This is a genomic window from Stappia sp. ABD4_338 (assembly GCF_056312175.1).
The window spans coordinates 1630406-1651926 of record NZ_CM149982.1; the positions used below are offsets into that span (position 1 = coordinate 1630406).

The window sequence follows — 21521 nt, forward strand, 5'->3', positions numbered from 1 at the left end:
CGATGGGACACCTCGTCTCGTCGGGTCCGAAGGTTCTGATCGGTGCGGACGGCGCGCGTACCGAAAACTTTCTGGACGGTCTCGACCCGAGAAGCCGGCTTCTGGCCGCCTTGTTCTTCGCGGTCCTTGTCGTCAGCCTCAAGAGCCTGGCCGTGCTGGCGCTCGGCTTCGGCGTTTCGCTGGCCATGCTGCTCGCCACCCGTCTGCCGCTGAAGGGAACGCTGCGGCGCATGGCGGCGATGGACGGCTTTATCATCTTCATGCTCGTGCTGTTGCCGTTCACGGTTCCGGGCACGCCGCTCTTCTTCGTATTCGGCTTTCCGTTCTCGCTCGAGGGCGCTCTGAAGGCAGCGGAGATCGCGCTCAAGGCCAATGCGGTCATCCTGATGCTCATGGTGCTCGTGGGAACGCTGGAGCCGGTGACGCTCGGACATGCGCTGCACAGGCTCAGGACACCCGAGACACTCGTGCATCTTTTGATGTTCACCGTGCGCTACATCTCGGTGCTTCATCAGGAGTACCAGAGGCTGCGCGGTGCGATGAAGGTGCGCTCATTCCGCCTTCGCAACTCGCTTCATACCTACAAGTCCATCGGATTCCTCGTCGGAATGATGCTCGTGCGATCCGTCGATCGCTCCGAAAGGATCCTCGCGGCGATGAAATGCCGAGGGTTCACGGGTGCCATTCCGCTTCTCGATGCGATGCGTTTCTCGAAGCGCGATGCCGTTTTCGCGGCGCTGGCGTCTGTCGTCGGCGGCACGCTGCTTATCCTGGAGTGGGGCAATGGCACCGCTTATTGAACTGGATGGCCTCCACTTCGGCTATCACGGCCATGCGCCCGTGTTGAGAGGGGCCTCGCTTACCCTGCACACGGGCGAGCGCTTGGCGATCAGCGGTCACAATGGCGCGGGCAAGAGCACGCTGCTGCGGATGATCGTCGGACTGCTGAAGCCGTCCCGGGGCATGGTGCGCGCCTTCGGGCGCGAGTGTCGGGAGGAGGCCGACTTTCATGACGTCCGGCGCCGCGCCGGCTTCGTCTTCCAGGATCCCGACGACCAGCTTTTCTGTCCGACCGTGGCGGAGGATGTGGCCTTCGGCCCGCTCAACCTTGGCAAGAGCCGGACGGAAGCGTCGCGGATCGTTGACGAGGTGCTCGAGCAGCTCGACCTGACGTTTCTGCGGGACCGGATCACGTACAAGCTTTCAGGTGGAGAGAAGCGGCTCGTCAGCCTCGCGACGGTGCTTGCCATGGAGCCGGATGTCCTGCTTCTCGACGAGCCGACGAATGCGCTCGACGAGAAGAACGAGGCGCGGCTTATCGAGATCCTTCTCGGACTGCCCCAGGCGATGATCGTCGTCTCCCACGATGCCGATTTCCGGGCCCGGCTCGCGACCCGTGCGCTGCGCCTGGAGCACGGGGGCCTTGTCGCAAGGGCCTAGGTGACGCCCTCATAAACGAGTCATGCCGTTCGCGGTTTTGGCGGAAGGGGTGGCTGCGCCGGAAATGCGTGTAATATCCGTTCTTGCATATCCCCTCCAGGGGGATAGGATACAGGCATGAAGCACGAAACGCACGGTGATGTGGTCAAGCGCCTGAAGCGGGCATCCGGCCACTTGCAGAAAACGATCTCGATGATCGAGGACGGGCGGTCCTGCGTTGACGTCGCCCAGCAGCTCCATGCCGTAAGCAAGGCGATCGAGCAGGCGAAGCGCGTGTTCATCCACGATCACATCGATCACTGTCTCGAGGGCAGCGCCAACGAACCGAGGGATCAGGCCGCTCTCGTCGCCGAGTTTCGCGAGATCTCGAAGTATCTTTGAGAGGCGTGTGCGATGGATATCAACGCTGCCGTCGCAGCGGGGGCGGAGAATCCGCTGCTGCTGTTTGCAATGGCGCTGGTGCTGGGAGCCCTGCACGGGCTTGAGCCCGGGCACAGCAAGACCATGATGGCGGCCTATATCATCGCCATCCGCGGCACCGCGTTTCAGGCGTTGTTGCTTGGCCTTTCGGCGGCGGCCTCGCATGTCGTCATCGTCTGGCTGCTTGCGATCCTCGGACTCCGCTATGGCAATGAACTGATCGGGGACGATCTCGAGCCGGTTCTCATGGCGGTCTCCGGCGTCATCATCGTGGGCGTGGGCCTCTGGGTCCTGCGGCAGGCCCTTGGGGAGCGGAGAGGGCACCGCCGCGACTTCTCACATGAGCCCGTTCACAGACACCATGCCGTTCCGGCCGGAGTGTCCGCGCATCATGCGGCCCCTCATCGGCATGATCATTTTCACGCTCATGCCCATGGGGGGAGCGCCGGTCACCGGCATCCCCGCGACATCGCGCAGGCGGATGCTCACACGATGGCACATGCTCGCCAGATCGAGGCTCGGGTGCAGGATGGCCGGACATCGACGCTGCAGACCATCCTGCTCGGCCTTTCCGGCGGGTTGATACCCTGTCCCGCCGCGATCACGGTGCTTCTGCTGTGCCTTCAGCTCAAGAAGATGGCCCTTGGCCTCACGCTGGTTGCCGCATTCAGTATTGGCCTGGCGGTGACGCTCGTTGCCGTCGGCGTCACGGCGGCCGTGGGAGTTCGTTATGCAGCCCACCGGACGCCGTGGCTCGACAGGCTCTTGCAGAAGGCCCCTTTCGCGTCGGCCGTCCTCATCTGTCTGCTCGGCATCGTGATGATCGTCTCCGCGATCGGCCACGGTCATCCCTGATGCCGTCATAGATGGGAACCCTTGGCCGGCCCTCCAGATCGCCGGTCAGGCAGCCTTGCCGGAGCGATACCCTTCCTCGCCCATGATCTGTCTTGCGAGTGCCTGAACCGCCCGCGAGCTTGCATTCCTGCCGACACGTACGACGGTTGCGACGTGGGGCGGAGGCGCGAAGCCGTCTGCAATGGCCTCGATTTCAGGGCCCACATGATCAGCGCTGATCAACGTGACGCCCAGGCCGGACTTTAGAGCGGACAGTATGCCGGCAAGGCTTGCGCATCTCATGACGGTCGAAAAGCCATGCGGAGGCAGCGGACACGCTTCCATGGCCCAGCGGCGATAGAAGCAGGTGTCATCGAAGGCGAGGAACGGGATCGGCTGTTGCCAGTCGAGCTCCAGGTCGCGCGACTTCGCCCAGACCAGTTCGCTCTCGGAGAGCAGAAGGTCATCGTGGCGCTTCCGGTCCCGGAAAATCTGGAAGATGCCGATATCGATCTCGCCCCGGTCAAGCTGGGCGGCAATCGTCAGGCTCTGGGCGACGTCGGTAAGGACCGTGACGTCGGGCTGCAATCGCGTGAAGTGTCCGAGGACGCGGGCCAATGCGCCATGCGTTGCCTGTTCGGTGATGCCAAGGCGGATCAGGCCACTCAGCGGATCGGTGCTCAGGCTTGCGACGGCCTCATTGTTGATCGCCAGAATGCGACGGGCGTAGTGGAGAAGGCGCTCCCCCTCCGGCGTGAAGACCGATTGTCCGGGCCGACGGTTGAGAAGCGTGCAGCCAAGTCCTTCCTCAAGGCGCCGGATCTTGTGGGACACGGCCGACTGGGAGAGACCCAGATGGTGTGCCGCCCGCGTCACGCCGCCGTGGTCCCTGATCGCGCAGAGCGCCTGAAGTGCGCCGATGTCGAGTTTCGGAGTCATGTCGTGAACATGACAGATATCGCTTAAAACAGGAAATCAATTCATTTTTGTCACTTTCGTCCGTGACCTAGATTGCGCTCGGCAACCGCAACTGGAGACCGAGATGAGCCATATTCTGGAAAATCATGCCGTAGTCGATGGAAACAGGCTGGCCTATGGGGTGCATGGGGAAGGCGAGCCGGTCGTGCTCTTGCACGGGACGCCGTCTTCCTCCCTGATCTGGCGCAACGTCGTGCCACGTCTCGTGGCGGCCGGATACAAGGTGCACGTCTACGACCTGCTGGGGTATGGCCAGTCCGAGCGCCCCGTGGACTCGTCCGTGGATACCTCGGTCAGCGCGCAGGTTCCGCTGCTGGAAAAGTTCCTAGCGCATTGGGGCCTGGATACGGTGCATCTCGTCGGCCATGATTTCGGCGGCGGGATCGCGCAACGTTTCGGTGTTTTCCATCCTGATCGGCTGCGTTCGCTCACGCTCATGGATGCGGTCTGTTTCGACAGTTCCCCCTCCAGGCAGGCCCAGGAGCAACTGGCCGCGGGGCTTGAAGCCTTGATCAAGGCGCCCGACGACGAGCATCGTGCCCATTTCCGCCAGTGGCTGCTGTCGGCGGTTTGGGACAAGGAGGCCTTTGCGGCAGGGCCGCTCGAGACCTACGTCGACATGATTTCGGGGCCGATCGGTCAGGGCAGCTACTTTCAGCATCAGGCGCGCCATTATCAGGCGAAGCACACGATGGAAGTGGCGGACCGCCTGCCCGAACTTGGAAGGCTGCCGGTGAAGATTATCTGGGGAGCGGATGATGCCTGGCAGTCCGTCACGTGGGCGGAGCGCCTGCACCGCACGATCCCGGGTTCCGAGCTGAGCGTGCTTGAAAATACCGGGCACTTCGCGCCCGAGGACCGGCCCGAGGAGATCGCCGACCTCCTGGTCGCCTTCCTTGCCAAGGCATCCCGGCAGGGGCGTGCGGCGTGACGGCCTTTTCCCCGGCAACTCGTGGCGCGCGGTGAGGGAAACGGCTTCACAACCGTCAGTCGCACCGGGCGGCGGGCATCGGGAGGAGAGGGGGCTCCCTCCCGTGCTTTTCGCCGCCCGGTCTCTTGCGTTTGCCGACTATACGGCCAGGGTTTGCACGCCAGGCATAGGGCCGACATAGCGTGATTGCGGCCGGATCAACCGGCCCAGTTTTTCCTGCTCCAGGACATGGGCTGTCCACCCGGCCATGCGGCCGATTGCGAAGATGTTGGTGAAACTGTCGCGCGGGATGCCGAGCGCCTCGAGAACCAGCGCGGTGTAGAACTCGACATTGGTTTCCAGAGGGCGCAGCGGTTTCTTGCGGGCAAGCTGCGCCAGCGCTTCGGCCTCGACCGCCTCGGCAAAGGCGATGCGTGTGCCACCATCGCGCAACGTTCCGACGACGCCTTTCAGAACATCGGCACGTGGATCGCGGACGCGATAGATGCGGTGCCCGAAGCCCATCAGACGCTCGCCATTCGCCAGCGCCGCCTCGATCCACGGGCGGATGCAGGCCTCGTTCCCGATGGCATCCAGCATGTCGAGAACCGGACCGGGAGCGCCGCCGTGCAGGGGGCCCTTCAAGGCGCAGAGGCCGCCGACGACAGCCGAAAGCAGCCCGGCCTGCGTGGAGGAGATGACCCGCGCGGCGAAGGTGGATGCGTTCAGTCCGTGATCCGCGACGGTGACCAGATAGGCGTTCAGGGCCCGGACATGGTCGGGAGCCGGTGTCTTGCCATGCAACATGCGCAGAAAATCATGGGCGTGACCGAGTGAAGCGTCCGGTTCCAGTGGAGCCTTGCCGGCCCGGCGCCGCGCAATGGCGGCCGCAAAGACCGGCGTCGCGGCCACGGCCAGGACATGATGCGGTGTGTCCTCGGAATCCGCCAGGGACGACAGCAGCAGCCGCAGTGCCTCGACCGGAGAGAGTGTGTCGGTCGCCGGGAGCAGTGCTTCCGTCCTGGCAAAGACGGTGTGCCGTGCGGCACCGAGCGCTCTGCGGATGTCGTCCTCGGTCGTCGGGGCGGGGGCGAGGTCTTCCCAGAGCAGGCCGAGAACGGCCTCGAAGCTCCAGTCCGCAAGGTCGGCGAGATCATGGCCACGCAGGACCAGCCGGCCGGCCGCACCATCGACAAGACACAGCCTTGTCTCGGCGGCGACCACATTATCAAGGCCCGGCTCGATGGACGTCAGGTCGTTGATCATCTGTTTCTCCTGTTTGACAGGCAGCAGGATGATGACGCATTCTATATTGATCAATCTTGATTCATAAAATCAATGTAAGAAGATGGCTGAAACAGACTCCCTCCTCAGCGCCGAAGAGGCGGCAGAACGGCTCGGCATCAGCCGCGCGACGCTCTACTCCTACGTGAGCCGTGGACTTATCAGGGCGGTCGAAGGCGTGGATGATCCGCGTCGACGCCTTTATGACGCGCATGACGTTGACCGGATGCGGCATCGCAAGAGTGTTGGCCGGCGACCGCGCGACGTCGCGGAGACGACACTCGACTGGGGCTTCCCTGTCCTGTCGTCGGGCATTTCACTGATTGATCACGGACGTCTTCACTACCGGGGACGGGAGGCGGTGAAATGGGCCGGGCACGCGTCGCTCGAGGATACGGCGCGGCTGTTGTGGTCGTGCGGTGACGTCGATCCCTTTGATGGGGGAGGGCGCGTGGGTCCATGCTGGGACAGCGTGCTTCTGGAGCAGGTGACGCGGTTGCCCCTGACGGAGCGCTGCCAGATCCTGTTGCCTTTCGTTTCGGTAGGGCGGGCAACCGCGTGGCAACGTGGCAACCGGACACTCTGGTCCGGTGGCGCGGCGCTGTTGCGCGCTATCGCCGGGGCGGCCGTCGGAGCGATGCCGGATGACCGTCCCGTTCATGAGCATCTCGCGGCGGTCTGGGGTCTCGATGTTGCCGCGACGGATGTGGTCAGGCGCGCGCTCGTGCTGTTGGCGGATCACGAACTGAATGCCTCGGCATTTGCCGTACGCGTGGTGGCGTCGACCGGCGCTTCGCTCGGCGCCTGTCTGAATGCGGGTCTTTCGGCGCTCAGCGGTCCCCTGCACGGGGGGACGACCAGTCTCGCGGTGCGGTTGCTCGAGGAGTGTGACGGTGACGCGGAAGCGGTCGTCGAGTCGCGTCTGCGCCGGGGCGAGAGGATACCCGGGTTCGGTCATCCGCTTTATCCGGAAGGCGACCCGAGAGCCGCAGCCTTGCTTCCGCTGTTGCCGGAGAATGCCGACCAGGCGGCGCTGATCGAAGTGATGGCGGAGGCCACCGGCAAACCGCCGAACGTCGACTTCGCACTTGCCTCGATCTGCCGGGCATTCGACTTGCCGCCGGAAAGCGGGCACGTCCTGTTCGCGGTGGGCAGGACGGCCGGGTGGATCGCCCACGCCCTGGAACAATATGGAGAAGGCAAGCTCATCCGGCCGCGCGCCCGATATAGCGGGCCGCCGCCGGAATCGTGAGCCTCGTGACCGGCCAGTCCCGTTTCTGCTCGTTTCCAGCTGCCCAGACCAAATGAAAGGGCCGTATCTCGATGGTGCGGAGGGGGTCTTCGGAACGCGCAGCCTTCCTCTCCGCCACTGAGATACGGTGCGGTTACTCGGGGCTGAGGTTCAACAGCACGCGACGGAAGTCGGGGTCGCTGAGGACCACTTCCCCGGCCCTGAGTGCCTGTGCGCGGCCAAGTGCGCGGGCCGTAAGCATCTGAGCCATTTCAACCGCGTGCGGCAGGTCGTGACCGCTGCCCAGACCGGCCACGACCAGTCCGGAGAACAGGTCGCCCGTACCGGGCAGGGCGATCGGCAGGTGCTCGGTCGGATGCCGGCTGATGCCGTCGGGACCGAGAATGATGCTCTCGAGCCAACCCTCGGAGGTATCGTCCAACGTGCATCCGGTAACGATCAGGTGGCCGGTTTGGGAGATCCGCAGCGCTTCTTTCGCCGGCTGGAGGTCGGTGAGGGTGCGGATCCTCCGACCCGTGAGCCAGGACAGTTCGAACGGGTTCGGCGTGGCGAGGTCCGCCTGCGGCAGCAGTCGGTCGCGCATGATGTCCGCAATGGCCTCTGGCACGTAGAGGCCGGGGCCGTCGTCCCCCATCACCGGGTCGCAGAGATAGGTCAGCTGCGGGTTGAGGGCTTTCGCCTCGGCCACGAAGTCGGCGACCATCTCGGCCACCTCCGGCGAGCCGATATAGCCAGAGACGATAAACCGCGCCCGCTCCGCCAGTCCCCGTTCGCGAGCGCCCTGCAGGAGGTCGGAGAAGAACTCCGGCGGCAGAGGGCGGCCACGCAGGGTGGGGTAATCGGGGGTGTTGGAGAAGATCACGGTCGGGATCGCCGCGACCTCCAGCCCCGCTGCCTGCATCGGGAAAAGAGCGGCCGAATTGCCCACGTGGCCGAAGACCACCTGGCTCTGGATCGAGATCACGAAGGGAGGATGAGGCATCTGATGGTGTCCGGTTCGGGGGCTTGCGCATGCCGACAGGCGAGCACTTACCGGGAGATGACGTTTGTCTCCCGGTGAGGCGGGCGAGGCGAATGATCGTGGTTATTCGGCAGCGGGCTGGCAGGCGGGTTCAGGAGGTGGGGCCAAGACTGTCAATATAACCTGCTATCAGGTCGCGGGAGCGCCCGATGTCCTCGAGCTTTCTGTCGAGTTTTTCAAGCTCGCCGGACAACCGCGCACGCAGGTTCTCGCAAGGATCGAAGCGGGGTTCGGGGCTGATGATACAGGGAAGCAGGTCGCGCATGGCGTCGATGGTCAGGCCGGCATCGGCCAGTTGCCGGATCCGGCAAGCCTCCTCGAGATCCGCGTCCGAATAGTCGCGATAGCCGCTGTCGCGCCGGTGCGGTGTGAGAAGGCCTTCAGCCTCGTAGTACCGCAACATCCGCACGCTCACGCCGCTGCGCTCGGAAATCTCGCCAATCTGCATTTCCGGTTCCGTTCCCCCTTGACCCTGACAGCGTTGTGAGGGTGCAGGAGATTGCATGACGGATCAAGACGGAGACCGGAACAATGTCGAAAACCGAGTATGTTCAGTTGGGTGATGCGCAGGTCGGATATCGCGACAGTGGCGGGGGAGCACCGCTTGTATTGGTGCACGGCACCGGCGGCGACGGAGAAGCAAACTGGGGCGAGGTCATTCGTCACTTGCCGGGACGGCGCATTCTGCGCCCCGACTATGCAGGCTCGGGGCTTACCACCGACCTGTCCGGGCGGCTGACACTGGATCGTCTGGCGGGACAGGTCCTGGCCACGGTCGATCACGCCGGTGTCGAGACTTTCGACCTCGTCGGCTTCTCTCTGGGGGCGGCTGTCGCCGTGCGTTTGGCCTCGCGGCATCCCGACCGTGTGCGACACCTGGTCAGTTTGGGCGGCTTTGTCACCGGGATGGACCCGCGGTCGCGCCTGCAGTTCGATCACTGGATCGACCTGGTGGCGCGGGATCGCGAGGCATTGGCTCGCCTGATCCTTCTGACGGGATTCAGTGCGGATTTTGTCGCGACAATGGGAGCTCTGGAAGCCGTGGTGGAGCAGATGGTCGCTTCCACGAACTGGGAGGGGATGGCGCGTCAGGCGGTTCTCGATAGGGAGATCGACATTTCGGCGGATCTTGCCGACGTGCGGGCGCCGACGCTGGTGCTCGGCAATCGCCATGACCAGATGGTTCTTCCCTCCGCGTCCATCGCCCTTGCAAATGGCATCGAAGGTTCACGGCTGGGCTGGATCGAGGGGCCGCATCTTTCGCCGATGGAATGTCCGGTCGAGGTTGCCTCAGCGATACGGACCTTCCTCGAGGAAGCGAAGTGATACCTCGCCTGTCGCCGGAGTGTGGTTCACGAGGCCGGAACAAGAACCGCTTGACTTGGAGCGCACTCGAACCCCTAGCCTCGATTGCGTCTTGATGAGAGGCAGGTGTCATGAAAATCGGTGAACTCGCGAAACGCAGTGGTCTCACGGCCCACACCATTCGCTACTACGAACGGATCGGGCTGTTACCCTTTGCGGATCGCGATGCCGGCGGACGACGCGATTACGACGCGTCTATCCTCGTCTGGATCGACTTCCTCGACCGGCTGAAGACCACCGGCATGCCCATCCGCGAGATGCTGCGCTACGCGGCATTGCGTGAGGAGGGCGAACACACCGGGCCGGAGCGGCGGCGCATCCTGGAAGCGCATCGCGAACAGGTGCGGGCGCATATGGCCGATTTGCAGGCCTGCCTTCTCGTTCTCGACACCAAGATCGACACTTATGTCGAGGCAGAGAAAGGGACGCATTTCCATGACGATACAAAACACACCCTCGCAGGAAAGCAGGTTGGAGCGCGGGCAGCGCGCTCTTGAGGCCATAGACGGCAAGGCAGGCAGGAACGTGATCGAGGCGCTGGCCGACATCGCGCCGGATTTCGCCACCTATCTGTTCGAGTTCCCCTTCGGCGATATCTACTCGCGTCCGGGCCTGTCGTTGCGCGACCGCGAGATCGCCACCATTGCCGCGCTGGCGGCGATGGGGACGGCACGTCCCCAGCTCAAGGTGCATATTGAAGCCGGATTGAATGTCGGCCTGAGCCGGGAAGAAATCACCGAGATCCTGATGCAGATGGCGGTCTACGCCGGCTTTCCCGCCGCGCTGAACGGGCTCTTCGCGGCGAAAGAGGTCTATGCACTGAGGGAAGGTGGGGAGGAAGAGGCTTCAGTCTGAGCTTGCGCGTGATCGTCGCCCCGCAAGGGGCGGCCGTCCGCACTTCTCTGGCAAAGGGGGCGACATGCCGAAGTAATTGTGGGCATCCGGGATCGACACACTGTCTGAGCGGAGCGGTGCCGCAAATCAAAGCCCCGGGGAATTGGTTCCGGTCGCCGGTTGCCGAATGTATTGGCTGTGGTTCGGGTGACGTGTATAGGTTCGCCAGGCTTCAGCCTCGGTTCGCGGAGCGAAGTACGTTCGCTGCGACGATGCAGTTTGATGAAAAGCAAGATGAAGAAATATCAGTCACACAAGATCTCCGTGGCGCCCATGATGGAGTGGACGGACCGCTTTTGCCGTGCCTTCCACCGGCAATTGAGCAGCAATGCGCTGCTTTATACGGAGATGGTCGCGGGCGCTGCCGTGATCCATGGAGACCGTCAACGGCTGCTCGGTTTCCGCGATCTTGAGCACCCCGTCGCCTGCCAGCTAGGCGGTTCCGACCCGAAGGAACTGGCCGAGGCGGCGCGCATCGTGGCGGATTTCGGCTATGACGAAATCAACCTGAATGTCGGCTGCCCCTCCGATCGTGTGCAATCGGGGCGGTTCGGTGCATGCCTCATGCGCGAGCCTGACCTCGTGGGCGAATGCGTTTCGGCCATGAAGGCTGTCGTTTCGATCCCTGTCACGGTGAAGTGTCGTATTGGTGTCGACGATCAGGATCCGGAACCGGCGCTCGACGCGATGGCTGACCGGGTGGTCGAGGCCGGCGTCGATGCGCTTTGGGTCCATGCACGCAAGGCGTGGCTGAAAGGCTTGTCGCCGAAGGAAAACCGGGACATCCCACCGCTCGACCATGACCGGGTTTATCGACTCAAGCAGCGTCTGCCGGACCTTTACATCGGAATCAACGGCGGGATCGCCGATCTGGACGAGGCTGAAGCGCATCTTGCCCATGTCGATGGGGTGATGCTCGGGCGTGCTGCCTATCATGATCCCTGGATCCTGGCGCGAGTCGACAGCCGGTTTCACGGCGAAGAAGATCCCGTTTCAGACAGGGACGAGGCAATCGAGCGGTTTCGTCCCATTGTCGAGGACGAACTCGCGAAGGGCGCGCGCGCAAATCAGCTCATGCGCCACATGCTTGGCCTTTATCACGGCGTTCCGGGCGCACGCGCGTGGCGCCGACGGCTGACCGTCGATGCCGTCAGACCGGGTGCCGGGATCGAGGTGCTCGATGCCGCGATTGCCGAGATCGGACGGGGCGGGCTGGACAAAAGCGGCGAGGCGGGGCAGTTAGACCACACTAGGGCCGTCGCGCGGTAGCTCGCCGCCCGCGTCCTCCGGCACCTCTTCTCCCCATCCCTTGGCGAGCCATCCTCGGGGGCATTCATGGATTTGTCGTCTATCAACGGCGAGGTCATCGGCCTTGCTTTCGCGCTGCTTGCGTCGGGCGCCGTTGCCGGCCTTCTGGCCGGTGTCTTCGGCATTGGCGGCGGGGCGGTTCTGGTGCCCGTCCTGTTCCAGTTCCTGACCTGGCTGGGCGTCGACGAGTCCGTGCGCATGCATGTGTCGGTGGCGACATCGCTCGGCATTATCGTTCCCACGTCGATCCGCTCCTTCCTCGCGCACAAGAAGCGCGGTGCAGCGGATCTCGAACTTCTGAAGAGCTGGATCATTCCCGTGCCGGCCGGTGCCATTGTCGCGAGCTTCGTCGCCGCCTATGTTTCCGGCGATGAACTCAAGGCCATTTTTGCCGGCATTGCGGTCGCGGTCGGTCTCAGGATGCTCCTGAACCGCGAGAGCTGGCGGTTGGGTTCCGACATCCCCGGCAATCCCGTGCGTGCGATCTGCGGCATGCTGATCGGATTTTTCTCGACCCTGATGGGCATCGGCGGCGGCGTCATGAACAACACATTCATGACCCTCTTCGGCCGGCCGATCCATCAGGCCGTGGCAACTTCCTCGGGCACCGGCGTTCTGATCTCCATTCCCGGCGTGATCGGTCTCGTGTGGGCCGGCTGGGGACACCCGGACCTGCCTGCGTTCTCGCTCGGCTACGTGAACCTGCTCGGTGTCGCGCTGATCATTCCGATCACGACGTTTGCGGCGCCCTTCGGCGTCAAGATCGCCCATGCGCTGCCCAAGCGCGCGCTGGAGATCTTCTTTGGCCTGTTCCTGCTGAGCGTCGCGGCACGTTTCGCCTGGAGCCTTTGGGCCGGCTGAGGTCCCCTTCAGGACATACAGGCAAAGTCAGCCCCGGCCAGAAACTGGCCGGGGCGTTTCGTATCCAATGCGCGTGTCAGGGCTCGAGGATCAAACGATCCCCCTCGACACGCCAGCTTTTCAGCCGGTCCATGACGGACATGCCGAGGAGACTGGTTTCCAGGGCGCCGGGTCTGGCGACGAACGCGCGGATATTGTCCAGGCGCAGTCTGTCTATGGAGAGATCGTTCACGCGGATTGCCGCCACCTGGCTGCGACCGTTCGCCGTGGAAACGGGGATCGTGCAGGAAAGCCGTCCGGTGTCGATGCCCGCCGCGCTCGCATCCTCGTTCCTGAGCGTCAGGGCAGAGGCTCCGGTGTCGAACAGAAACTCCACGGGAGCGCCGTTGACGGCACCTTGGATGCGGTAGTGGCTGCTCCTGTCGCGCATCACCGTGATCGTCCCGGACACGGGATCCGTGATCGCATATCCCGGCATCAGTGTTCCGACAATACGCCGGCCGACCCCTTCAAGCTCGTGACGGTAGGCGTAGCCGCCAACGAGAACCGCGCCGATCACAAGCCAGGAAAACACCGAACGGACGACGGTCGGCAGAGCGGGCGGGCTGGCAATCATCGCGCCGCCGATCACAATCCCCAGTGCCAGAAGAGAGACGACCCGCGGCCCCATGTCCGAGGCCCAGGTTTCCGACCCCGGCATCGTATCGCCGAGCAGGAATGCCGCGACCGCGCCGACCATGATGATGATGAGAATGCCAAGCACCAGCGTGCCGAGAATGCCACCGCCGCGCATCACCCGGTCTCCCGAAGGCCCGTGAGATCACGGGAAGGCAGGGCGTTCATGATCTCGCGGCGCTGTGCCGGCGTATAGCTTCCCCAGCCCGCGATTTCCTCGAGCGTGCGCAGGCAACCCGTACAGATGCCGCGCGACTGATCGATGCGGCAGACCTTGATGCAGGGTGTCTCGATCGTCACGCTCATCTCGCCTCTTGGTCCGCGTTTCACGTCAGCGCAATCATCTGGGGTCTTGTCAGCGGCCGGACAAGGCCGTGATCGGTGCGGTGAGGATCTTCAGCGGGAATGTGACCGCCGCCTTGGCGGTGTTGCCGACAGCGTCCACCGTCGTCTCCGTGGTGCCGACACGCCGCTCGAGCCTGAGCGACGAGAGGGCCTGCCGCAGTTCCGGCGCGGCCTGGGCGATTTGCGCGAACTTGCCGTGGTTTGCGGCGTCCCCCGCCTTCACATCCGTGAGGTCGATGACGACGGCACCGAGCCGCGCGAGTTCTTCCTCGTCCTGATAGGAGCCAAGACGGCCCGACCCGCCGGCGAGCAGGTTGGACGCCTTCAGTGCACGGTCATCCTTCGAAACGAGGATGACGAAAGGCTTCGGCGGCTTGCCCATGCGCTCCATCTGCGCCCGGAACACGTCGATGTCGAGATCGGGAGCCGCCATTGCGATGATGCCGATCTTGGACTGGGGAAGCGGGCGTCCGGAGATGCGGATCTGACGCATCGTCTCGGTCAGAACCCAGTTGCCCATCGAATGGGCGAGGATGTTGATTTTCTCCGCCCTGGATGCGGCAAGCGTCCGCAGCGTGCGTTCCAACCCGTCACGCGCGATCGTCGCGCTGTTCGTGTCATAGAGATAGTCGGTGACATTGCCTCCCGACGCCCAGGTGAAGAGAACCGGCACCTGGGGCAGCTTGGAATCATGCTTGAGCTGAACCATCCGGTAGAGCGCTTCCGGGAAGCGGGTGTTGAACCCGTGCACGAAGACGAATACCGAGCGCTGTCCCTTGGGGCGCTTCAGCAGCTCCCGGTCGAGGGCCGCGACGAAGCCCGCATCGTCCAGATAGCTGGCGCTGCGCAATGTATAGTCCGTTGTGGGATCGCCGGGAGGAATGCTCGCCCATTCGATCTTGCCGGGAACATGCGTCGGGGGCACGGAAACCGTCGCGATCGCATGGTCGAGTTGATCGGCGCGGCCGCGTGAGAAGATGGTCGCCGGCGCTTCCGCCCGCTTCCGGGTGGTCGCGACAAGCACGGTGTGATCCGTGGCGCCCGAAAGCGGCTTGTCGGATATCTGCAGGCTGCCATCGCCCGGGCGCACCGCGCATGCGGCAAGCACAATCAGCATCGCGGAAAGAAGGCCGATGCGCCTGACGTGGCGCATTGCGAACGCGCCGGTCCCGGTTTGGTTTCTCGTCATCCGGCTCTGCATCCCGAACGGTCGTCCCGTGGTGTGAGGGATTGGTTCTGTCCAAGTATCTCGGCCAGTCTGCGGTCGTCTGTGCTTATCACAGGTATCTGCGTTCGGCACTCATCCCGTCGCGGGCTCAAGCGCCAATCCTGCAAGAAGCGCGACAAGGGCGATCTGCTGGCAGGCACCAAGAACGTCTCCCGTTTGACCGCCTATCTTTGCAAGCGCAAGGCGGCACAGCCCGAATGTCAGAAGGCCTGTGGCAAGGAGTGCGGCCGCGAGCGGAACGGGGCCCGTGAAAGCCGGGAGCGGGGCCAGTGCGGCAAGGCCGATACCAAGGGCCACCACGGCAGCGAACTTGCCGGGTTTGCCGCAGGCGGCAGACAGCCCGTCGGGCCGGGCAGGCGGCAGAGACGACCAGAGGACGATCATGGCGGAGCGGGAGGCTGCTTCAGCTCCCAGCAGGGCAAGGCCGGCTCCGGCAATCCCGAAACGCTCCAGAAGGGCGGCCAGAAGCGAGGCGCGCAGGCCGACACCGATCACGAGTGCCAGGGCCCCGAAAGCGCCAATTCGGCTGTCCTTCATGATCTCCAGCCTGCGCTCACGCGTCGAGGCGCCGAAGAACCCGTCGGCGATATCCGCGAGACCGTCCTCGTGCAGGGCGCCGGTCACCGCCATGCAAACGCCGATCGTGACAAGCGCGACAGCCAATGGGGGCAGGCCGCTCGCGGCCAGGACACAAAGTGTCAGCGCCCCGGGAAGAGCGAGGAACACGGCCGCGACGGGTGTCAGGGCGCCGGCTCTGGGGAAGGCCGGCAGCGCGGCCGGATCGTCAAGCCGGCCCAGGCGCGGAACGGGAACGCGGGAAAAGAACCTCAGGAGCGCGGCGAGGTCCGCAATCATCCGGGAGGGCGAAAATGGGGAGCCGGATGCTTGTGTCGTTTCGGCGCGCTCCATTTTGTCCTCATGCGACTTTGCGATGCGTTGCATGACGGTTTATAGATCGGCGCCCGTCAGGCGCCAATGCCCGCCTTGCCGAGATCGATCGGAGCCTTCCATATGTCCCTTTCTTCGTCCGCCTTGCCCTTCGACGACATTCGCAATCTGGTGCGCCAGATGCCTGGTCCGGACGAGGAGGCGATTGCCGAGGTCCGCGCGCGCGAGGTGCAGCTTACCAAACCGGCAGGCTCGCTCGGTCGTCTGGAGAGCCTTGCGGAGTGGGTTGCCGCCTGGAGCGGTCGCGGCAAGCCGCGCATCACGCGTCCGGTGGTGGCGATCTTTGCAGCCAATCATGGCGTCGCCGAGCGCGGTGTGTCGGCTTTTCCCGCCAGCGTGACGCGCCAGATGGTCGAGAACTTTTCCGCTGGCGGTGCCGCGATCAACCAGCTCTGCATTGCCCATGATCTGGGACTGAAGGTGTTCGACCTGGCGCTGGACCTGCCGACGCCCGACATTGTCGAGGAGGATGCCTTCGACGAGGCGAACTGCGCCGCGACGATGGCGTTCGGCATGGAGGCGGTTTCTGGCGGCACCGACCTTCTCTGCATCGGCGAGATGGGCATCGGGAACACCACGGTCGCTGCAGCGGTTCTGTCAGGCCTTTTCGGAGGCACGCCAGGCGATTGGGTCGGCCCGGGAACGGGCGTCGATGACGAGGGAATGGTGCGCAAGCGTGAAGCGGTCGAGGGAGCCGTCGCGCGCATCGCCGGCACTCGCGATCCTCTTGAAGTGCTACGCCGTGTCGGCGGGCGGGAAATCGCGGCCATGTCCGGAGCCGTTCTGGCCGCCCGGCTTCAGCGCATCCCCGTGATCGTCGACGGTTTCGTCGCGACCGCCGCCGTGGCCGTTCTCCATGCGATGGATCCTTCGGCGCTCGATCATTGCATCTTTGCCCATCGGTCCGCCGAGTCGGCACACGGCCGCGCCTTGGAGCACATGGGCAAGGAACCGCTGCTCGATCTCGGGATGCGCCTTGGGGAGGGGACCGGCGCCGCGCTTGCGGCGGGCATCGTCAAGGCGGCGGTTTCGACCCACACGGGCATGGCGACCTTCGCGGATGCGGGTGTGACCGGAAAGTTCCCCGTTTGATCAGGCTTCCGAGCGCGTACTCCGAAAGGCGCTCGGTGTCTTACCGGTAACGCGCAGAAACTCGCGGTTGAAGTTCGACTTGGTGTTGAAGCCGCTCGCGAGCATCGCGGCGGTAACGTTCTCGCCCTGGCCCAGCAACTCGCATGCGTGGCGGATGCGACGTGCGTTTACATGGCGCGAGATATTCTCCCCAGTGGTGCGGTTGACGGCCGCCGAGAGAACCTTTGCCGGAAGGCCAAGTCGTCTTGCGAGCCGGGCAAGCGTCAGGTCCGGGTCCAGGAAGACCCTTTCCTCATTCATCAGCGTATCGAGGCGGGCGACGATCTCGAGATCATCCGGATCCGTGGTGCGCGGTGCGGTCGTGGTGTGCCGCTCGTCCGGCGCGGTGCTCGCGTCCTCACGCTCCGGGCGTCCGCCGACGAGGGCCAGGAGCCCGATCGACAGCAGGGCGAGGGACGATACCAGACTGACAATGAGAGGACGCAGCCATGCCAGCCCCTCGTGGAGTGCGTAGGCAATGGCCGCGTCACTGACCGCTGACAGGATCAATGCCGCCCCCACGGCCTGCCAGACCCGCGATGGCAGGGCGCCTTGTCCAAGACTGGCGAGGGGCAATCCGGTTCCGCTGCCCGCCTGAACCAGGATCGCACCGCCGTGGCCGACGAAAATGATCACCAGCACCGCGTCCGGCAGAAGCGGTGAGCCGCTTTGTCCGACAAGCAGTGCCGGCAGAAGGAGCAGCGGCGTAAGGAGGTGCGTGAAGTCTCGCGGCCAGCGGGGCGCGCTCACCGCCGCTTGCCGGAAAGCGAGATAGGCGAGGGGAGGCACGGATGCCGCCGTGACCGGCTGCAGGAACAGAAGCTCCCTCACGCCGTAGTGCTGCACAAGGGAAATCACCACGCCCTGGAGAGCGGCCACGCCGAGAAGCACGGGGAACAGACGCGGTCCTTCGCGAAGCAACGCCGCCCGCGCGGCGAGGAAGGCAAGAACCAGGGCAACGGCAAGCGGAATGGGCAAGAGGAGCATTCTGACGTCTTCATGTGGGTGTGCGGACTTGGGCAGCATGAGGTCCTGAAACCGTTTTGACGTCGTCCTCTATCCGGTTCGAGGACGCAACCGGAGAATTGTCGGCGCTTCCTGTGCAGGTGCTTGACCTGGAGAAGTCCGATGTCCTTCAAATCCGCCGTTGCATTTGCTCTTGCCCTGTCGTTCGTGGCGCCGATCCCGGTGAAAGCGGACCTGCTCGATCTTCCCGGCTATGACCGGATGGATGTTCCCGCACGCCATCGAGCTCAACCGCTCGCAGTGTCCCTCTGGTATCCCGCCGGACGTGCAACCTATCCCGTCACCATTGGCGAGAATGTCATCTTTTCCGGCGAGAAGGCCCTTGTGGGTGCGGCTGTCGCGGATGGTCGCCACCCGCTGGTTCTGCTGTCCCACGGCTCCGGAGGCGCGATGGACGGACTGGCATGGCTTTCCGCGCGGCTGGCGCGGCGAGGGGCCATCGTCGTGGGCGTCAATCATCCCGGTACCACATCAGGCGATTCCTCGCCGCGCCGTACGCTTCGCCTCGCGCCCCGTGCCGCTGATCTTGCGGCCGCGCTGGATGCCGTTCTCTCGGACCCGCAACTGGCTGGATATGTCGACCGGGACCGGATTTCCGCACTTGGCTTTTCGCTCGGAGGAAGCACGGTACTCGGACTGGGCGGTCTCAGGTTCGATGCGGATGCCTTTGCCGCTTACTGCGAAAAGGTTGGTCGGGTCTCGCAGGATTGTGCCTTCTTCGAAAAAGGCGGCGTGAACCTGCGTCAGATTCCGGAGAGTTTTTCCGCCGACATGCTCGACGTTCGCTTCTCGAGGATCGTTTCCGTCGATCCGGGCCTCACGTATGCGGTGCAACCCGAAAGCCGCGAGCGTGTCCGGGCAAGCATCCTGTTCGTGAATCTCGGCGATGAGAACATCTGGCCGGCGGTCGATGTGAGCGAGAGAGGAAGCGGTCTCGCCGGACGGCTTTCGGATGCATGGCGGGAGGTGATCGCGCCGGCGCATCACTTCACATTTCTTGCGGTGTGCAAGGAGGGGGCGGCGGACCGGCTTCGCGCGTGGGGCGACGATCCGATCTGCGACGATCCCGAAGGAACCGACCGTGCCGAGACCCATGAAAAGGTCGCCGACGCCGTCGCGGCGTTTCTGGACCTCCCGGGGCGATAGGCGAGCCGGACCGTACCGGTCTTACGACGCCTTGCGCAGGAGCCTTGCGGCGGCACGCCGCCGCTTCGGCTCGGCCGCTGTCGGGGCTTCGTCGAGCGCGGGCATTGCCTCGAGCACCCGCGACGCGGGGAAGGTGACAAGCACTTCGGTGCCCTCGCGCAGGCGGGACTTGAGATCGAACGTGCCACCGTGCATCTGCACCAGCGCCTTGACGATCGGCAGGCCGAGGCCCGTTCCCGCTTCCGCGCTCTTGATGGCGATGGCCCCCTGACCGAACGCCTGCATGACGATGGGGATTTCGTCCTCGGGAATGCCGGGACCGTTGTCGCGGATGGACACATATTGTCCGCCGCCGGCGGTCCAGCCCGCCTTAATGAGCACTTCGCCACCGGTCGGGGTGAACTTCACCGCGTTGGACAGCAGGTTCAGCAGAACCTGCCTCACGGCGCGCTCGTCGGCCCAGATGCGCGGAAGCTCCTTCTCGATCGCTTCGCTGATCGTGATGGTCTTCTTGTTGGCCCTGATCTGCATCATGCTGTGGCAGTCGCCCAGGATCGCGGCCAGATCGACGGCCTCTTCGCTCAGTTCGTAGCGTCCTGCCTCGATGCGCGAAAGGTCGAGGATTTCATTGATGAGATTGAGAAGGTGCTCGCCCGATGAGTGGATGTCGCCGGCGTAGTCCCGGTACGTCGGGTTTTCGAGCGGCCCCAGAAGTTCGTTCTTCATGACCTCCGAAAAGCCGAGAATCGCGTTCAGCGGCGTGCGCAGTTCATGGCTCATGGTTGCCAGAAAACGGGACTTGGCCAGATTGGCTTCCTCGGCCCGGCGCCGTGCCTCGTCCGAGATTGCCTTGGCCTGTTCCAGTTCGCTGATCAGATGATCCTTTTCCGCACGGAAGGCGAGCATGGTCAGCGTCGAGGCATGAAGCTGGTTGCCCAGCATCACGAAGAAGCCTTGCGCGCCGATGGCCATGGCCATCATGGCGTAGTGGATCGCGGTCTGCTGGTTGAGAAACGAAACCACGATCGCGATCGTAATCGGCAGAGTTCCGGCAAGCAGCGCACGTGGCAGGCTCGAGGAAAGCATGGTCAGCATCGCGATGACGATCAGCATCGTCGCGAACTGGAAGATTTCGGAGCCGTCCTGGTTCGTTGTCGTCGACTGCAGCAGAAAGAAGCCCGCCCACGTCAGACCGTAGAGCAGGTCGCCCGCGATCATCTGCCGCCGCCAGGTCGCCAGGGTCTGGTTTCCGGCGGCCTCGCGTTCGAAGCGCCTGCAGGCCATCATCAGAAGGACATGGGCGATGAGCGAGAACGCGAGCCAGCCGGCAATCACGGCCGGTTGCATCCAGAGAAGCGAGATGCCCGCAACGATCATGGAGAACAGGGGGAGGGCGATCGCCGCGCTCAGCCTGTTCTTGGTAAAGGTGAGCAGGAGATCGTATTCGAAGTTGGGCTGCACGCCGTCGACCGATGCGAGGCGCTCGCGCGCGCTGCGCACCGTTTTCGCGACGTCCCGGCGTCGCTGTGCCCGCTCGCTGTTGGAGGCGGTTCGGGCATCGCCGTTGCGTGTCTCGTCGCTAGCCATATGATTCCCGGACGAACCCTTGCCAGGTCTTTGACCCGATCACTTGAACTCGCCCCATCATGGTCACCAACTCTTAATAAGCGGCTCAAGGACATGGTTAACAATGCGTAGCGAGGTCGGGCGCGGCGATGAAAGGGGCGGGCGCATGAAGGATGCCGAGGACGAAAACCGGGGCGTCGTGGTGCGAGGAGACGCAGCGCTGGTCGACCTGGGAAAAAGGATCTCGGACTGCAGGCAGTGTGTCCTGCAGCCGGAGAGGCAGCCGCTGCCTCATGAGCCACGCCCGGTCTGCGTCCTGTCTTCTCATGCGCGCGTTGCAATTTGCGGGCAGGCACCGGGTACCCGGGTTCATGCCTCCGGGCGACCCTTCACCGACCCCAGCGGCGACCGTTTGCGAGACTGGCTGGGGATCGCGCCTAAGGTTTTCTACGACCCGGGCCGGGTTGCCATCGTGCCGATGGGCTTCTGTTTTCCTGGTCTGGATGCAAAGGGAGGCGATCGTCCGCCGAGGCCGGAGTGTCGAAAGCTCTGGCATGACCGGGTGTTCGCGGCCATGCCGAATATCGGGCTGCGTATCGTGATCGGGTCGTATGCCCAAGCCTATCATCTCGGCGAGCATCGCCGGAGCACACTGAGCGCCACCGTGGCCGACTGGCGCGACGTGCTGGCCGCGACACGCAAGGAAGGCCGGCCGGCCATCGCGCTGCCTCATCCCTCATGGCGCAACAATGCCTGGCTCAGAAGAAATCCCTGGTTCGAGCAGGAGTGCCTGCCGGTGCTGCGTGAACAGGTTGCCGCGCTTCTTGGAATGGCGTGAGCCAAACGCGCGCCGCCCCCTCTCACGGAGAGGAGGCGGCGGCGGGTCTGC

Annotated in this window: 24 protein-coding genes; 14 read left to right on the top strand and 10 right to left on the bottom strand. The window is 64.2% G+C overall.

Annotation, left to right across the window (positions count from 1 at the left end):
- Nucleotides 1-2: 2 nt before the first annotated feature.
- From cbiQ to ACYX4S_RS07530, 4 genes are all read left to right on the top strand, one after another.
- Nucleotides 3-800: a cobalt ECF transporter T component CbiQ gene (gene cbiQ, locus ACYX4S_RS07515; RefSeq protein ID WP_476362446.1), complete on the top strand. Its 798-nt coding sequence runs from the start codon at nucleotides 3-5 to the stop codon at nucleotides 798-800.
- The gene (locus ACYX4S_RS07520) at nucleotides 784-1440 is read left to right on the top strand and encodes an energy-coupling factor ABC transporter ATP-binding protein (RefSeq protein ID WP_476362447.1); all 657 of its coding nucleotides are present in this window, start codon (nucleotides 784-786) and stop codon (nucleotides 1438-1440) included. The genes cbiQ and ACYX4S_RS07520 overlap by 17 nt, the downstream gene beginning before the upstream one ends.
- A 117-nt stretch (nucleotides 1441-1557) precedes the next feature.
- On the top strand, nucleotides 1558-1821 hold the full coding sequence (locus ACYX4S_RS07525; RefSeq protein ID WP_422068912.1) for a metal-sensing transcriptional repressor: 264 nt from the start codon (nucleotides 1558-1560) through the stop codon (nucleotides 1819-1821).
- A gap of 12 nt (nucleotides 1822-1833) precedes the next feature.
- Nucleotides 1834-2715: a nickel/cobalt efflux transporter gene (locus ACYX4S_RS07530; RefSeq protein ID WP_476362448.1), complete on the top strand. Its 882-nt coding sequence runs from the start codon at nucleotides 1834-1836 to the stop codon at nucleotides 2713-2715.
- A 45-nt stretch (nucleotides 2716-2760) separates the two neighbouring features.
- Here ACYX4S_RS07530 and ACYX4S_RS07535 read toward each other — a convergent pair whose 3' ends face one another.
- The gene (locus ACYX4S_RS07535; protein WP_476362449.1) at nucleotides 2761-3633 is read right to left on the bottom strand and encodes a LysR family transcriptional regulator; all 873 of its coding nucleotides are present in this window, start codon (nucleotides 3631-3633) and stop codon (nucleotides 2761-2763) included.
- Nucleotides 3634-3736: 103 nt separating this feature from the next.
- Between ACYX4S_RS07535 and ACYX4S_RS07540 the strand changes: the two genes are divergently transcribed.
- Nucleotides 3737-4603, top strand: coding sequence for an alpha/beta fold hydrolase (locus ACYX4S_RS07540; protein WP_476362450.1), 867 nt, complete (start codon nucleotides 3737-3739; stop codon nucleotides 4601-4603).
- A 138-nt stretch (nucleotides 4604-4741) separates the two neighbouring features.
- On the opposite strand, the gene ACYX4S_RS07545 is transcribed toward ACYX4S_RS07540, so the two are convergent.
- A complete protein-coding gene (locus tag ACYX4S_RS07545) occupies nucleotides 4742-5848 on the bottom strand; it encodes a citrate synthase/methylcitrate synthase (RefSeq protein WP_476362451.1) in 1107 nt (368 codons plus the stop codon).
- 82 nt (nucleotides 5849-5930) lie between these two features.
- Here ACYX4S_RS07545 and ACYX4S_RS07550 point away from each other — a divergent pair, with 82 nt between their 5' ends.
- Nucleotides 5931-7118, top strand: a complete 1188-nt coding sequence (locus ACYX4S_RS07550; protein WP_476362452.1) for a citrate synthase family protein — start codon at nucleotides 5931-5933, stop codon at nucleotides 7116-7118.
- 133 nt (nucleotides 7119-7251) lie between these two features.
- On the opposite strand, the gene pdxY is transcribed toward ACYX4S_RS07550, so the two are convergent.
- Together pdxY and ACYX4S_RS07560 are read right to left on the bottom strand one after the other, a co-directional pair.
- Complete coding sequence (gene pdxY, locus ACYX4S_RS07555) at nucleotides 7252-8100, bottom strand: pyridoxal kinase (protein WP_476362453.1); 849 nt, start codon at nucleotides 8098-8100, stop codon at nucleotides 7252-7254.
- A 130-nt stretch (nucleotides 8101-8230) separates the two neighbouring features.
- Nucleotides 8231-8587: a MerR family transcriptional regulator gene (locus tag ACYX4S_RS07560; RefSeq protein WP_293721464.1), complete on the bottom strand. Its 357-nt coding sequence runs from the start codon at nucleotides 8585-8587 to the stop codon at nucleotides 8231-8233.
- Between the two features lie 83 nt (nucleotides 8588-8670).
- Between ACYX4S_RS07560 and ACYX4S_RS07565 the strand changes: the two genes are divergently transcribed.
- From ACYX4S_RS07565 to ACYX4S_RS07585, 5 genes are all read left to right on the top strand, one after another.
- Nucleotides 8671-9465 carry an alpha/beta fold hydrolase gene (locus tag ACYX4S_RS07565; RefSeq protein WP_476362454.1) on the top strand — a complete coding sequence of 265 codons (795 nt, stop codon included), beginning with the start codon at nucleotides 8671-8673 and terminating at the stop codon, nucleotides 9463-9465.
- 110 nt (nucleotides 9466-9575) lie between these two features.
- Nucleotides 9576-10001, top strand: coding sequence for a MerR family transcriptional regulator (locus tag ACYX4S_RS07570; RefSeq protein ID WP_476362455.1), 426 nt, complete (start codon nucleotides 9576-9578; stop codon nucleotides 9999-10001).
- Nucleotides 9940-10359 carry a carboxymuconolactone decarboxylase family protein gene (locus ACYX4S_RS07575; RefSeq protein ID WP_476362456.1) on the top strand — a complete coding sequence of 140 codons (420 nt, stop codon included), beginning with the start codon at nucleotides 9940-9942 and terminating at the stop codon, nucleotides 10357-10359. The genes ACYX4S_RS07570 and ACYX4S_RS07575 overlap by 62 nt, the downstream gene beginning before the upstream one ends.
- A 273-nt stretch (nucleotides 10360-10632) precedes the next feature.
- Nucleotides 10633-11667, top strand: a complete 1035-nt coding sequence (gene dusA / locus ACYX4S_RS07580) for a tRNA dihydrouridine(20/20a) synthase DusA (protein WP_476362832.1) — start codon at nucleotides 10633-10635, stop codon at nucleotides 11665-11667.
- Between the two features lie 66 nt (nucleotides 11668-11733).
- Nucleotides 11734-12567, top strand: a complete 834-nt coding sequence (locus ACYX4S_RS07585) for a sulfite exporter TauE/SafE family protein (RefSeq protein WP_293721472.1) — start codon at nucleotides 11734-11736, stop codon at nucleotides 12565-12567.
- A gap of 76 nt (nucleotides 12568-12643) precedes the next feature.
- On the opposite strand, the gene ACYX4S_RS07590 is transcribed toward ACYX4S_RS07585, so the two are convergent.
- The 4 genes from ACYX4S_RS07590 to ACYX4S_RS07605 form a co-directional block, all read right to left on the bottom strand.
- Entirely contained in the window at nucleotides 12644-13360 is a 717-nt protein-coding gene (locus tag ACYX4S_RS07590) for a retropepsin-like aspartic protease family protein (protein ID WP_476362457.1), read from the bottom strand.
- Nucleotides 13360-13548: a DUF1289 domain-containing protein gene (locus tag ACYX4S_RS07595; protein WP_476362458.1), complete on the bottom strand. Its 189-nt coding sequence runs from the start codon at nucleotides 13546-13548 to the stop codon at nucleotides 13360-13362. The genes ACYX4S_RS07590 and ACYX4S_RS07595 overlap by 1 nt, the downstream gene beginning before the upstream one ends.
- A gap of 49 nt (nucleotides 13549-13597) precedes the next feature.
- The gene (locus ACYX4S_RS07600) at nucleotides 13598-14776 is read right to left on the bottom strand and encodes an alpha/beta hydrolase (protein WP_476362459.1); all 1179 of its coding nucleotides are present in this window, start codon (nucleotides 14774-14776) and stop codon (nucleotides 13598-13600) included.
- Between the two features lie 111 nt (nucleotides 14777-14887).
- A complete protein-coding gene (locus tag ACYX4S_RS07605) occupies nucleotides 14888-15724 on the bottom strand; it encodes an adenosylcobinamide-GDP ribazoletransferase (RefSeq protein WP_476362460.1) in 837 nt (278 codons plus the stop codon).
- A 102-nt stretch (nucleotides 15725-15826) separates the two neighbouring features.
- On the opposite strand from ACYX4S_RS07605, the gene cobT reads away from it, so the two are divergent.
- Nucleotides 15827-16855 carry a nicotinate-nucleotide--dimethylbenzimidazole phosphoribosyltransferase gene (cobT, locus tag ACYX4S_RS07610; RefSeq protein WP_476362461.1) on the top strand — a complete coding sequence of 343 codons (1029 nt, stop codon included), beginning with the start codon at nucleotides 15827-15829 and terminating at the stop codon, nucleotides 16853-16855.
- On the opposite strand, the gene ACYX4S_RS07615 is transcribed toward cobT, so the two are convergent.
- Complete coding sequence (locus ACYX4S_RS07615) at nucleotides 16856-17881, bottom strand: helix-turn-helix domain-containing protein (protein ID WP_476362462.1); 1026 nt, start codon at nucleotides 17879-17881, stop codon at nucleotides 16856-16858. It abuts the gene before it with no gap.
- Nucleotides 17882-18022: 141 nt separating this feature from the next.
- Between ACYX4S_RS07615 and ACYX4S_RS07620 the strand changes: the two genes are divergently transcribed.
- Nucleotides 18023-19066: an alpha/beta hydrolase family protein gene (locus ACYX4S_RS07620; RefSeq protein ID WP_476362463.1), complete on the top strand. Its 1044-nt coding sequence runs from the start codon at nucleotides 18023-18025 to the stop codon at nucleotides 19064-19066.
- A 21-nt stretch (nucleotides 19067-19087) separates the two neighbouring features.
- On the opposite strand, the gene ACYX4S_RS07625 is transcribed toward ACYX4S_RS07620, so the two are convergent.
- Complete coding sequence (locus ACYX4S_RS07625; RefSeq protein WP_476362464.1) at nucleotides 19088-20653, bottom strand: sensor histidine kinase; 1566 nt, start codon at nucleotides 20651-20653, stop codon at nucleotides 19088-19090.
- 145 nt (nucleotides 20654-20798) lie between these two features.
- On the opposite strand from ACYX4S_RS07625, the gene ACYX4S_RS07630 reads away from it, so the two are divergent.
- Complete coding sequence (locus ACYX4S_RS07630; RefSeq protein ID WP_476362465.1) at nucleotides 20799-21470, top strand: uracil-DNA glycosylase family protein; 672 nt, start codon at nucleotides 20799-20801, stop codon at nucleotides 21468-21470.
- Nucleotides 21471-21521 lie beyond the last annotated feature (51 nt).